The sequence below is a fragment of the Reticulibacter mediterranei genome (assembly GCF_016587455.1).
Map to the genome: position 1 here is coordinate 1,463,917 of NZ_BNJK01000001.1, position 13,572 is coordinate 1,477,488.

The 13,572-nt window shown below is 50.1% G+C and carries 10 protein-coding genes; 8 read left to right on the top strand and 2 right to left on the bottom strand.

The genetic code is table 11. The features are described 5' to 3' along the window. The first annotated feature begins 9 nt into the window (after nucleotides 1-9). The 6 genes from K3T83_RS06480 (at nucleotide 10) to K3T83_RS06505 (ending at nucleotide 9,896) form a co-directional block, all read left to right on the top strand. Entirely contained in the window at nucleotides 10-1,527 is a 1,518-nt protein-coding gene (locus tag K3T83_RS06480) for a UDP-N-acetylmuramoyl-L-alanyl-D-glutamate--2,6-diaminopimelate ligase (RefSeq protein ID WP_220202155.1), read from the top strand. 114 nt (nucleotides 1,528-1,641) lie between these two features. Further along, nucleotides 1,642-3,672 carry an MraY family glycosyltransferase gene (locus K3T83_RS06485; RefSeq protein ID WP_220202156.1) on the top strand — a complete coding sequence of 677 codons (2,031 nt, stop codon included), beginning with the start codon at nucleotides 1,642-1,644 and terminating at the stop codon, nucleotides 3,670-3,672. Between the two features lie 378 nt (nucleotides 3,673-4,050). Continuing rightward, complete coding sequence (locus K3T83_RS06490) at nucleotides 4,051-5,028, top strand: ATP-grasp domain-containing protein (protein ID WP_220202157.1); 978 nt, start codon at nucleotides 4,051-4,053, stop codon at nucleotides 5,026-5,028. Next, entirely contained in the window at nucleotides 5,000-5,842 is an 843-nt protein-coding gene (locus tag K3T83_RS06495) for an ATP-grasp domain-containing protein (RefSeq protein WP_220202158.1), read from the top strand. Before K3T83_RS06490 ends, K3T83_RS06495 begins: the two co-directional genes overlap by 29 nt. A gap of 56 nt (nucleotides 5,843-5,898) precedes the next feature. Further along, nucleotides 5,899-7,383: a phosphotransferase gene (locus K3T83_RS06500; protein ID WP_220202159.1), complete on the top strand. Its 1,485-nt coding sequence runs from the start codon at nucleotides 5,899-5,901 to the stop codon at nucleotides 7,381-7,383. 17 nt (nucleotides 7,384-7,400) lie between these two features. Then, nucleotides 7,401-9,896, top strand: coding sequence for an ABC transporter transmembrane domain-containing protein (locus K3T83_RS06505; protein WP_220202160.1), 2,496 nt, complete (start codon nucleotides 7,401-7,403; stop codon nucleotides 9,894-9,896). A gap of 106 nt (nucleotides 9,897-10,002) precedes the next feature. On the opposite strand, the gene K3T83_RS06510 is transcribed toward K3T83_RS06505, so the two are convergent. Further along, nucleotides 10,003-11,382 (bottom strand): YncE family protein, encoded by a 1,380-nt coding sequence (locus K3T83_RS06510; protein WP_220202161.1) that lies wholly within the window; start codon nucleotides 11,380-11,382, stop codon nucleotides 10,003-10,005. Nucleotides 11,383-11,631: 249 nt separating this feature from the next. On the opposite strand from K3T83_RS06510, the gene K3T83_RS06515 reads away from it, so the two are divergent. Then, entirely contained in the window at nucleotides 11,632-12,639 is a 1,008-nt protein-coding gene (locus K3T83_RS06515) for an MFS transporter (RefSeq protein ID WP_220202162.1), read from the top strand. 137 nt (nucleotides 12,640-12,776) lie between these two features. Beyond that, the gene (locus tag K3T83_RS06520; protein ID WP_220202163.1) at nucleotides 12,777-12,956 is read left to right on the top strand and encodes a hypothetical protein; all 180 of its coding nucleotides are present in this window, start codon (nucleotides 12,777-12,779) and stop codon (nucleotides 12,954-12,956) included. Nucleotides 12,957-12,972: 16 nt separating this feature from the next. Here K3T83_RS06520 and K3T83_RS06525 read toward each other — a convergent pair whose 3' ends face one another. Continuing rightward, complete coding sequence (locus K3T83_RS06525; protein WP_220202164.1) at nucleotides 12,973-13,557, bottom strand: LOG family protein; 585 nt, start codon at nucleotides 13,555-13,557, stop codon at nucleotides 12,973-12,975. Between the last annotated feature and the right edge of the window lie 15 nt (nucleotides 13,558-13,572).

Genomic DNA, 13,572 nt, shown 5'->3' on the forward strand with positions numbered 1-13,572 from the left:
CAATTATTTATGGAATTAGCAACATTACTCGCAGCGTTAGAACAAGAACCGAAACACATTTATTCATCTGATGCATTAAACATGCATAGCTCGATCACAGCGTTAGCCTATGACTCACGCAAAGTTGTCGAGGGTGGATTATTTATTGCGGTACCTGGAACGCACACCGATGGACAACGCTTTTTAGGTGAGGCTGTACGTCGGGGTGCAACTGCTGCTCTGGGTGATGCTCTTCAAGGGCAAAGCGCCCCCCTTCCATATATAGAAGTTGCGGACGTACGTATAGCATTAGCGAACCTGGCCTGCGCGTTTTATGAGTATCCAGCAGCACATCTCTGCACTATTGGTGTGACAGGCACCGATGGCAAAACCACCACCTCCAATCTGATTTCCCATCTCTTAGAAGCAACCGGGCATCGCACCGGGCTGATGACCACTGCCAATTTCAAACTTGGCGGACAGGAGTGGGAAAACACCACCCGCCAGAGTACATTGGAGGCATTGGAGGTACAACAGATGCTCCGTCAATGCTGTGATGCAGGGGTCACTCACGCCGTTATTGAAGCCACCTCACATGGTCTTGAATTACAGAGAGTACGCGGATGTAATTTCGATATCGGCGTGGTCACAAACATAACTCATGAGCATCTCGATTTTCATAAAACGCTGGCAGCGTATCGACGAGCAAAAGCCCGTCTTTTTGAGATGCTCGATCCACAGCGCGACAAAGGGATAGGCAGCCGTCCAACTGCCATTCTCAACCACGATGACAGTAGCTACGAAATCCTAAAGCCCTATTGTAGCGTGCCAATTCTCGATTATGGCATCGACACACCAGCCTCAGTCCGTGCGGTCGATCTTCAGCTTAGTGCAAATAGCACCTCTTTCCGGGTTATTTTTCCAGACGCCGAATGCCATGTAGAAACTCCACTCGTCGGGCGTTTTAATGTTAGTAATTGTCTGGCAGCTATCGCTACCGCTTACAGCCAGGGAGTTCCTCCCGCTGATATTGCACAAGGGCTGGCGACGGTAACAGGCGTTGCGGGACGTATGGAAAGTATAGATGAAGGACAATCATTTAGCGTCGTTGTTGATTACGCTCATACGCCGGACAGCCTGACAAAAGTGCTGGGAACATTGCGCCCGGTAACGCAGGGGAAATTGCTGATTGTTTTTGGATCAGCAGGTGAGCGAGATATCCAGAAACGTCCAATTATGGGTCGTATAGCTGCGGAGATGACAGATTTTTTCGTTATTACAGATGAAGATCCACGCGACGAAGACCGCGAACAGATCTTGCGCGAGATTGCATCTGGAGCGGAGGTACAGGGAAAGCGAGAGGGAAAGGATTTCCTTTGTATTGCGGATCGTAGAAAAGCCATTGAAATAGCATTGAAGCGTGCAAAGGCAGGAGATACAGTTCTGCTTGCTGGTAAAGGACACGAACAAAGTATTATTATAGGGAGAGAAAAACTGCCCTGGGATGACCGACGGGTAGCAAGGGAAGTTTTGCGAGAAAGTCTATAGGAAACACAAACGGGTACCTCTCTCCTAAACAAAGGGCACCTGGTTACTCTGTCTATCGATACCACGTTCCAAAGAATGGAGCGTTGAGGTTATCATTTTGTGTTGGGAGTATATATGAATCCTATCTGGACAAATCCTATATGGTTATTACTGATTTTTATTACCTGCACAGCAGCAAGTCTTCTTTTATGCGGCCTCGCCGGACTATTGTTCCCAAAATTCCGCAGTGGTGAACACAAACCAGGTACCCACCGACCAGATCTGCCAGCCGGGGGACGAGAGATTAAAACGATTGAACTCCCTCTAGTAGGAGGGCCGGCTTTTACATTAGCAATGATCGGCACCGGGGTTGGCGCAGGCTATCTTCTCAATTTTAATAACGATCAATGGACACTTCTCCTCATCGGCCTCGGCGCAACGCTGGGCTATGCAATCGTTGGTTTTATTGATGACTGGAACAAAGTTTATAGCAACGAAGGTCTTTCAGAACGAGCAAAATTCGCCGGAGTATTTCTCGTATCAATAGCGGCGGCGGCCCTCTACTTTTTTCTGCTCCCAGCAGGGCGCGAATCCTATAGCCCCTACATTGATATACCGTTCCTAAATAAACTCATCTGCACACCTCAACATACCTTAGCAATAGGAAACGCCTGTCAGGTGGTAGCTGGCGAACTTCCCTTTTTCGGCTGGCTGATCTTCTTAATGATCTGGACTGGCATTATCGGCAGCCTGACCTCCCTCTCAGTCGATTTCAGCGATGGACTTGATGGTCTGGCAGGCGGGCTTGTCTTTAGTGCGGCTCTGGCGTTGGGTATTGTTGTTGTAGGGTTGATTGATCCCAAACACCCCGATGGCGGCGGTATTGTACTAGAAGTCCTCTCGCTCCTTTGTGCGGGAGCAGCGCTGGGTTATCTTCCCTGGAACTGGCCTTCATCGTGGGCCGCACGCCATAGAACCTCAAAACGCCGTGCAAAACTGATTATGGGAGATAGTGGAGCGCTCGGCCTGGGTGGTATCCTGGCAATGATTGCGATTTTCTCGCGCAATGAGTGGCTTTTGCTCATGATTGGCGGCGCATTCGTGCTGGAAGGTCTCTCGGTCGTAATCTCTGCCCGAGTAATGACACGTATATTTCGTCACAAGTTGCAAATACTACGCTTTGCCAACAGCAAAGATTTTGTGCCACATACCGAATTTCCGCTCCCTTTTCTGGCAACGCCGCTCCATCATCACTTCGACCTGCTCGGCATTGATCGCCGTCGCCTGGTCTATGCAGCCTGGGCATTGGGTGCCTGCTTCGCTGCACTCGGCGTCATGGTCAGCTTCGTTGAGGTTTCCTGGCAACGTTATCTGGGCCGCATTCTGGTGCTGCTGCTGGCAGGTATCATCTGGTCGAGCGGCAGCTGGACGAAATGTTATTTTGTTGGGAAACATCCAGCGGAAAGAACACGCCGCCGCCGTCTGGCCCTCTACTATGGCTATCCCTACCGTCTGATGGGGATCAAACTATATCATCTAGTAGAGATTATCGAGGCCAGCGAAGACGTGATTGAGACCCCAGCCGAGGAACTGGCGCTGTGGCAACGAATGAATATCTGTGATGCACGCTCAATGCTGGGCCTCTACTGTTATCGCGCTGGCTACTATCCGGCGGCCCTGGCCCAATGGACCCGCATCCCCGAACGCAACCGCACGCTTCGTCCAGAAATTGCACGATTGTTGACAGAGGTAGATACACGGCTGGCATTGGAGAATCAGGCCACTCAGCCAATGAGACGAGACCAGATATTACATCAACAAGAACCTATTCTGGCTGGCAATCTTCCACCCGCTGATCTTCCCAACCCACATGAGCCGGTGCGCAGCGAAGAGACAGGAGGAGATGGACATAGCGGTTCATGGCCCGCGTCTTCCTATGCTACAATCACTGAGGATGAGGAGAATCAACGGATCACCTCGCCACTTCGTAGCGATAAATCAGCAATTCTTCACTTTAATGGACACGCTAACAATACTCCTCCTACTACCCCTTCCTCCAGGCATACCAGTCAGGAAGCATTAGCGCTCGAAACACTACAAGCTACCCAACGAACTACAATTCTGCCACGATGGTTAGCCCGCCTGCTGGGTCCATTTCTGAAATAATGCTCTACAAAAAAAGGGCAATGGCAAAAGAAAAAAGAGGGTATCAAGACAAAATACTCTCTTTTCTCTTTTGCCTACCTGCCAAACGGCTCAAGCATCTCAAATATGTTTTTAACACCGCCATTACATAATTTGCTGTCCCATTAATCCGCTCTATCCTCGTCTATCCTGTATAGATTGGCACCACTTTACAACACCAGAAGGAAAAGGTACACTAGCATTGGTATTTTCTTAATATATATTTAACGTATCTTTAAGCGAGCCATTACACAGAAAGACTGTGTATCAAAAGATAGTTATTGCTGTATGGTCTCGCTATACTTATCGGTACGTACTGATATTCCCGTTAATTAGCAAGCCAACAAGGGAGAAGCTCTCATGCGCTTCTGCTTCATCATTGAAGAAGAATACCGTAACGATCCAATGCCAATGGTCGTCGCGGATCAATTATTGCAGTGGGGACATGTAGTGGATTTGCTTGAGCCCCAGGATACCGTAACCTGTCTATCAGATATGCATCTACAAAACTACGACGCATATGTGTTAAAGACCGTTGCGGATGGACCAGGGCTGAGCATTTTAGAAGCAGCGGAGGCCGTAGGTATTCCTACCATTAACAACCCACGCGCCATTCGTCTTGTACGAGATAAGGCGGTGGCCGCTGCCTTTGCCCACGCTCACGGTCTTCCTATCCCTCCAACCTATTTTGTTGCCCATCCACGGCTATTGAAACAGATTCCACCAGAGGACTATCCTATTGTCGTCAAGCCCAGTAACGGTAGTTCTTGCCGGGGCATTTATCGGCTGGATCGCCCGGAAGATCTGGACGCGCTTGTGATAGCTGAGCCGGAGGATAGTTTCTTCCTGGCACAGCGATATGCAGAAAACACCGGCTTCGACATCAAGATCTATGTTACTGGTCAAGAGGTGTATGCCGCCATTGCGAAAAAGTCACCGCTCCACGCCGAGGTTGCAGAAGAATTCATTCCTTTGACCCCACAGCTCCGCAAGCTAACTCTGGATATCGGCAAGATTTTTGGCCTGGATATCTATGGCATTGATGTTGTGGAAACGCCACAAGGTCTGGCGGTGCTTGATATCAATGATTTCCCCAGCTTCGGTCGTGTGCCGGGAGCCGTCAGGCGTGTCGCCGAATACATTCTGCACGCAGCAAAACGAGCGGAAATCAACAGACAGGCACGCAGCAAAAAGCATGGTCGCCGTCTATCAGTACATGAAGCAAACGAGCTATCAGCGTCTCCTGGAGAGCGCCCGGGGCTGACCCCATACACGTTATCAGATCGATCAACAAACAGAGAGAAGATACATGATGAACATCTGTCTTATTATGGATAACCCTGAGACACCTCACCATCCAGTGATCGGTGTAGCGCTACAGAAATTGAGCCAGGCTCACACTGTGCGTTTGCTCGATGTGCGCTCCTCCACAGGAGAGCAGGCCATCGCTCAGGAAAAAGCCTTCCCACTGGCTGATCTCTACCTGTTGAAATCTCATGCGCCGCAGGCATTGGAAGTGGCTCATTACCTGGAACAACAGAGAGCAACAGTTGTGAATAGTTGGGCATCGTCGGTTGCCTGTCAGGATCGCGTTCTCATGGCAGAGCGCATGAAAGAGGCAAATCTCCCCTGGCCTCAAACGACCTTCTTCCCTTCACTGGAACATCTGCTCTCCCAATCTCTCTCTACCCTGACCTTCCCACTGATTATCAAAAGTCATTATAGCCATCGCGGAGATCTAGTTGGAAAAATCGATTCAGCTGAAGAGTTGCAAGCGCTGGCTCCACGCTGGAATAACGAGCCGGTGGTGATACAGGCATTTGCGGCGAGTGATGGATGGGATATCAAGCTCTGGGTCATCGATCAACAGATTTTTGCGGCTCGTCGCCGTACTCCATTAACCCCTGGAGCCTCAAAAGAAGATATTCCTCTGAGCGCCCAGGAACTTCCAGAGGAATGGGTACATATTACACGAGCAATCGGGCATGTGTTCGATTTGCGGCTCTATGGAGTAGATCTCCTTATGAGCGAGCATGGACCAGTAATTGTGGATGTAAACTCATTCCCTGGCTTTCGCGGTGTGCCAGGAGCCGATAATGCGCTGGTGGCACTGGTAGAAGATCTGTTGTCAAGTGCAGAAAGTGCATCATAAAATCGTATCATATTAAAAACGTAGCTATGCATCTGATCGGGAAAGGCAGGCTCTCTATGGATCGCTCAACCACTGAAACGCACCTGTCCATCATGGATCTTCCCCTAATACTGACGCAGCTTTTCGAGCGAGCGCAACAACCGCTCTTGCCCGATGTTCAGGGACCGCTCGGACTTTTTGTCCGCTATTTACGACGCAAGCCCGGCAGAGGTCTTGCGGTTATCTATACCGTTGATGCAATCACCACAGCTCACAAAGCCCGTGTGAACGATCCCAATCGAGCTGTGAGCTTAACCCTGGATGAACAGGCTCTTCACGGCGCACAAATCATTTTTACTGCTCAACAAACACATCAAGCCTCACTTGCTGTTGAACCAACAGGGGTGCTCCATATCGCTGATCTGGGAATCGCAGTACAAAAATTTCCGGCAGACGCCAGTTTATCCGCTCTTGCCGCAAGCTGCGATACGACGCTTCAGAGCCAGTTATTTCCCATGCTACAAACCGCCGCACAGACTCAATTACAAGATGAAGCATGGCAACTCACATCGGCTGATGCGGAACCCGTCCGCTACAAACCCGCCAGTCGTTGTGTGATCCGCTATCGCCTCTCGCTACAACATCCTATGACCGGGGAACAAAAAACGCTCACTATCTTTGGGAAGGTGTACGCGGCAGCTGAACAGGCTCAGCGCGTGCAGCTATTGCAGCAGCGCCTCCACGAGGAACAAACACAGATGGGAGTACTTCCCCTGCTCCCTCGCCCACTAGCGATCTTGCCCTCCCTCGGCTTGACCTTCAATGAGGCCATTCAGCCCTCAGCCAATCCTGTGACCAACGATCAATGGGATACGCTACGCACGGGTGTACGCGCCTTACAGCCACAGCTAGAGCGTGGACGAGGAGGAAGTGTTACGCGTATTCTCCTACCCGAGGAGGAATTACGTCTGACCGGTCAGGCGTTAGCACGGCTCCACTCCAGCACGGTTATGAGCAAAGATGCACCACGTACGGGAGCAAAGGAGGCAAAGCGGGCAAAAGAACGAGCCGCGTTGATTGCATCGCGCAATCCGACACAGGCGGAAAAGGTCCAAACTCTTTCGCAGCAACTTGCAACGCGCCTGGAGGCTTCACAACCAGACAATTACAGGCCAGCACATGGAGGCTTTAAGGCCAGCCAGCTTCTCTTTCACAGCCATCAAGTATTCGTCGTGGATTTTGATGGCTTCTGTCTGGCAGATTCAGCCCTTGATGTCGGCTATTTCCTGGCCTATCTACGTCCCAGTGGTTTATGGTATCACCAGCAAGGCATGCGTCAATGGTTTGAACAGGCAGCAGAGATTTTTAGAGCCAGCTATCGGGAAGCAATGCACGAAAAAGGGGTAGCAAGCGAAACGCTGGATGCAATTATGGAGCGTTCGCGGTTGTATGAAGGTGCGCTCATCTTCAAAATAGCTACCCGTCGTGTGAATCGTCTCAATAGTCCTAGGCCACAAGAACTCTCTGCCATGCTTGAGGAAATTACAACTTGTCTCGCGTGAGAAGCGGGGAGAAGGCAATGTTATTCCAATTTCTCTATCGCAACTTGAAAGGATATCGCGTCCTGGTTGCTCTTGCGATCATCATCACGGTCAGCCAGGTTGGTTGCGATATTATCACAGCATTTCCTCTAAAATTTATTCCTAGCAAAATTAGCAACCCGGGATCGGACCCGGCTTGTACATTTCCATTTCTGGACCCGATCCTGGATAAATTTGATACTCCAGCCCTGGACCCCTCGCTGAGACCGCTACCGAGCGATCCACCAGGGACCATCATTGAACCACCTGTAGCCCAATGTCCAGTCTCTTCAACCGATGCCAAAGCTGCGGCCAGCCCCAGGCTCACTCACCATAGCATTATCGGCGTGGTCGTCTTTTCAGTACTGATGCTGATTCTTTTTGGAGCATTAAGCGCAGGGTTGGCCTATCTCGATCTGTTTATGGCAGCCTATATTGCGCAAAATCTGACAGCAAGGTTGCGCAATCAGCTTTTTGAGCATTTGCAACGCCTCTCGCTGGATTGGCATGGCAAGCAGAAGAAAGGCGATCTGGTACAACGCATCACCGGCAACATCGCCGATATCGAGAAACTGGTCACTGATGGCCTTGTAGATCTCATGGCGGCCTGTCTAACGCTGGTGGGTGTTGCTTCTATTATGCTCTTCATCAGCTGGCAATATACCGTCATCTCCCTATCCATTGCTCCAGCCCTCTTTCTGATCGTGCTGGGCTACACACGCAATATCAAACAGGCGGCAAAAAAGGCTGCGAAAGCCGGTGGACAGGTTGCAGACGTTGCCACCGAAGATATCAATGCTCTCACGGTCATCAAGGTCTTCACACGCGAAGAGCGCGAGGCCATGCGCTTTGGGAAAAGGGTCAGCGAGCATCGTGCGGAAGGCTTGCGGGCCAGCGGACTGCAAGCGCAATTTACACCGCTGGTGAGCATTCTTGTGATTGTTGGCACAACCATTGTCATTGGTGTTGGAGGCTATGTAGCGGCAGGCAATACCTTCGCACTCGCTTCTTTTGTGATACCAGCAGGAACTGTTGATATCGGAACATTGGTCCTTTTTCTCACCTATCTGAAATTGCTCTACCAGCCCATGCGAGATCTCTCCAAGCTTGCCAATCTTTCCAGCACTGCTGGCTCAGGAGCAGAGCGCATACAGGAAGTGCTGGATCAAGCCCCAGAAGTGATAGAAAGCCAGCAACCCTATTATGGTCCAACCAAATTACACGGAGATATAGCCTTTGAAAACGTCCTTTTCGGATATACCCCTGAGAGACCAGTATTACAAGGAATGAACTTACATATCACTCCCGGGAAAAAAGTAGCGCTGGTCGGCCTCTCAGGAGGCGGAAAAACAACGCTTGTCAAGCTCATTCCCCGCTTTTATGAAATTCAGCAGGGGTCGGTAAAAATTGATGGCGTTGATAATCGCCGATACCCTCTCGCCGTACTACGTCAGAACGTCAGTATGGTATTACAAGACTCGGTGCTCTTCGAGGGAACGATCCGCGAAAACATTGAGATTGGACGTCCGGGAGCGCGTATAGAAGAGATTGTTGACGCGGCAAAAAAGGCGAATATTCATGATGCGGTTATAAACGAGCTTGGCGGCTATGAACGGCTGGTACGGGAGCAAGGCAAAGATTTATCAGGCGGACAGCGGCAACGTATGGCTATTGCGCGTGCCATCCTGCGTGATGCCCCTATCCTGATCCTGGATGAGCCAACTGCCGCACTCGATGTCGAATCCGAAGCCGAAGTTATGCACGCCCTGGACAAGCTCATCATTGGTCGAACGGTACTCATGATCTCTCACCGCCTCAGCACGCTCGGCAATGTCGATGAGATTATTGTATTAAAAGAGGGACGTATTGTTGAGCAGGGAACGTATAAAGAACTCAGGCATCGTGGCGGTGTGTTCGCAGGTTTACTGGAAGAACAAAATCGCTATAACATCGAAAAAATTGGCGAGAAGTCGATTATCCGCTCAGCGTTTGCTATTCCCGCCAGACAGATATCATCTATGCCGACAGGCCAGCAGCGAGTGGGATCGCCAATCTCACAGCCAGGCTTCGTCATGCCAGCAAATCAGCCGCCCCCCACAGGTGTCATCAATGAACCGATGATGGATGGCAAGCAGGCAATGATGCCAAGACAACCTCATCCGCATTCAACCCCTTTACGTAGTGGACGCGTCATTATCGAATTAGAAGGGAAAGTTATAGGAGAGCGCCCTCTCAACAAGTCAGTATTAACGGTTGGGCGTCTTTCCGGTAACGATGTACAGATTCCCAATCAGCGCGTCTCACGTCTGCATGCCAAGATTCGATATGAGAATGGCCTCTGGATCATCGAAGATGCCGATAGCGTCAATGGAGTCGTCTATCAGGGACTACGGGTTGACCAGCATGTCCTCTCAGATGGCGATCGAATTTATATTGCCCCAACGGTTATCTTGCATTTCCAGGCGGCAAAAGTTGGTGGACCTTCACAAGCTTAAAAAGGTAGGAAAGCAAAATACACACGACCTGACCATTATCATAACGAGAAGCAAAGAGAGATCCTCCATAAGATGTCTGAGGGTCTCTCCTTGCTTCTCCAGGCTTTTACACGCCATCAGGATGATAGAGGACGACGCGCAAGGTTGGTCTTCCTCCAATATCGGGCTGAGGGAGGTAGATTTCGTTCGTGTCTTCGTTGACCGCCAGCGTATGTGTTCCTTTCCCCATAATATAGTCGCCCAGTTTCTTCAACGTTCCCCCCTGAATATCAAACACTGAAATGCCTGCTGAGCAAGCGACAAAAAGCACATGGAGCTTGTGATCCAGTATGATCATATCCGGCTTCGCTGCCAGGGATTCGTAAGCACCAGGGATCACCTTCATGGTACGCAGATCAACACGAATGAGATTCTGGGCAAGATTCTGCTCTTCAGAAATCTCCACACAGGCAATAAAGGCGATATTATTTTCGGCATCAATGCCAAGACCATGCGGTGTCCCACACGTATCAGGTAATTGCAAGCGGTTGACAATCTTCAACGTCACCGGATCAATGGCCACGAGTTCGCCTGTGCCGGCTGGGGGATCATCTGGAGATGGGGCAACCCCTTGATCAGTTAACTGTGAAATATTCACAAAGAGACGATGCAAACTATGATCGTACTTATTATGGCCGATGTCATAGCCAAATTTCACAAGATCAGCATGTTCAGCAGGTAATCTTGGCAAACGCCCAATAGCAACTTTCGTAACCTTATGCGTTTTCAAATCGATTACCGCAATATTCTGATTATCAGGTGACGCATTAGACTGATCCTTTGCGTCCGGCGCAGGAACGCCAACATCGGAGGCGAAGATTTTATGATCATCTTGATCATACTCAATGGCATCAGGATTTTCGTTATCACCTACCTGGATCTGCGTAAAATCGAGTGTTTTCTCATCAATATCATAGATAATATTATCGTTAGAGTCGGCAGCGTAAACATGGCCCAGATCGGAAGCAACGACCATACCGGCTACCTGTGGAATATCGAGTCGTTTGATTAATTCCTTCTTCACAGTGTCGAATACCAGCACATTGCCGTCAACATCGCCATTCTTCTCGGCATTAAACCCCGTATCAAAGGTCTCTACGATGTCAGTACCGGGACCGGTATGGGCAATAAACAAGAGCTTCGTTTTGGGGTCAAGAGCCTGAAAGTCAAAATGGTCAAAGCGCACAGCAACCCCTGGTGTCAGCGGATCGGTGGTCGCAGGAGTTGAGCGTAAATCTGGTATATACTTGTATGGAAGCGAACTTGGCAATGGATAATCATGCTCAACAACCAGCCTTTGCACAGGAGGGGGGTTCAATATTTGAAACGTAACCAGTATGAGTAACAATACAAGTGAACCACAACAGACAATGCTACTCAACCAGACAGCAATCTTGCTCCCTATCCTGGTTGGCTGGTGAGATGAACTCATGGGTTGCGTAGCCATCGAAACTTTCCTCCCCGATATCCCAACAAAAGCGACTTGCTATCATGTGCCTCACTAATCATTATAATCAAAGTCTATCAGTAAATTAACGCTTGAAACCTTCATTATTCAGGCCATGAATTTATCCAATATAGAGAGGGACGTGAACGTTTAGACATCCAAAGCACACTACATATTGACACATATGATGTTGATAAGCGTAAATATAGAGAATTGATCAACCTTGACACAGATAGGACATAGACACCCATGACGGTAACACGCTCGGAGCAAAAGCCCGATGACCTTTCAGCATCGGGGAAAAGAGAATTGCAAACGTTCAAGGCGCTACGCCACCGCAATTATCGTCTCCTCTGGATCAGTCTGATTGTTTCAGCCATCGGCACATGGATACAAATCGTGGCTCAAAGCTTGCTGGTGCTCGATATCACCCATAATTCTGCCCCTGCGCTGGGAGCTGTTTCGCTGGCTCAGGCCGCTTCCTTTTTCCTCTTCGCCCTCATCGGAGGAAGCATCGCAGATAGAACAGATAAACGCCGCTTCCTTTTGATCACGCAAAGCCTCTCAATGCTCCTTGCCTTTCTCCTGGGCATCCTGACGATTACAGGAATGATACAGGTGTGGATGATTGTGGTCCTGGCATTTTGCTCTGGCACCATTTTGAGCTTCGATCAACCAACTCGTTCATCGCTTGTGCCTATTCTTGTGCCACAGGAAGATTTGATGAACGCTATTTCCCTTCAGGCCATCGTCTTTAATGGTTCCGCCTTCATTGGGCCAACACTGGCAGGCCTATCGCTTGGCCTCTTTGATCTCCTGGGCAAACAGGCGGGGTTACACGTCAACCATCTCGGCTATGCGGGTAACTTCTTCCTCAACGGGATCAGTTTCTTTGGCGTCCTTTTTGTCCTTTATCGGTTGCGCTTGCCAGAGGCAGATGTACAGGCCAGCACAGAGCGGAGGGGACCGCTCCTTAGCTCCATTCGCTCCTCTTTAGGGGTGGTGAAACGCGACGCCGTACTTCCCTGGGTACTCTCCGGCTACGGCGCACTGCTCTTTTTTGGTCCATCGACCTCGCTCATCCTGCCAATTTTTGCCAGACAGATATTACATTTGACGGCCTTTGAGCTTGGTCTGCTCTTCTCTGCTTCTGGCCTGGGCATCATCCTGGGAGCATTGATTGTCGCCTCTTTAGGGGATATCAAATATAAGGGCGTCCTTCTGTTGGCAGCTTTCCTGCTCTGGTCGGGGCGCTGATAGTCTTTGCGCTCAGCCGCACACTCTGGCTCTCAATCTTTGCCTTACTGCTTCTGGGCATCGCTCAAAACGGTGTGAGTACTCCCACTATGACGCTGATGCAAACACGCGTGCCGCCACAAATGCGAGGAAGGGTCATGAGTTTAAATTCGCTGCTCGTCATGGGCCTGCGCCCTCTCGGAGACTTCCCTGCAAGTACTTTGATGAGTTTTATTGGTGGTCCTTTCACCGTCCTGATCAGTGCAGCAATCGTCGGCTTCTACACACTTTACCTGCTACTCGCACGCCCAATCGTCCGCACGTTGCAAAATACTTGAAAGGTGAAGATTCTGATCAGGGTTCCGGCTGATCTGCCCATTTCGATGTACGAGGGAGTGGCTGATAGGTCGCAAAGCTATCAAGCAACTCCCCGGGCTTCTCTGTATGCAGGATGCTCTGGGCGTGAGCGGATGCAATAAAACCTGCCGTGCTAGAATGAGCAATAAGCGCCAACAATGGGGCAAAGAATCCCGCGACATCGAGCAGACCCACAGGTTTGGTATGCAACCCTATTTGGGACCAGGTAATGATCTCGAATAGCTCATCATATGTGCCGAAGCCGCCGGGGAGCGCAATAAAGCCATCTGCCAGATCCGCCATCATCGCTTTGCGCTCATGCATGCTCCCAACTTCGTGAAATTGAGTGAGGTGATTGTGCGCGATCTCACGCGCGAAGAGCGCTTTGGGCATAACGCCAATGACCTCTCCACCTGCTGCCAGCACTGTCTGCGCCACTATGCCCATCAAGCCCACACGCGCTCCCCCATAGACCAGACCTAGACCTCGTGCCACAAGTTCATTACCTAAATCACGTGCGGCCTGCTGATATTCCTGCTGTACTCCAACATTTGAACCGGCATAGACACAGATACGACGCACACCAGACTCCTTTCA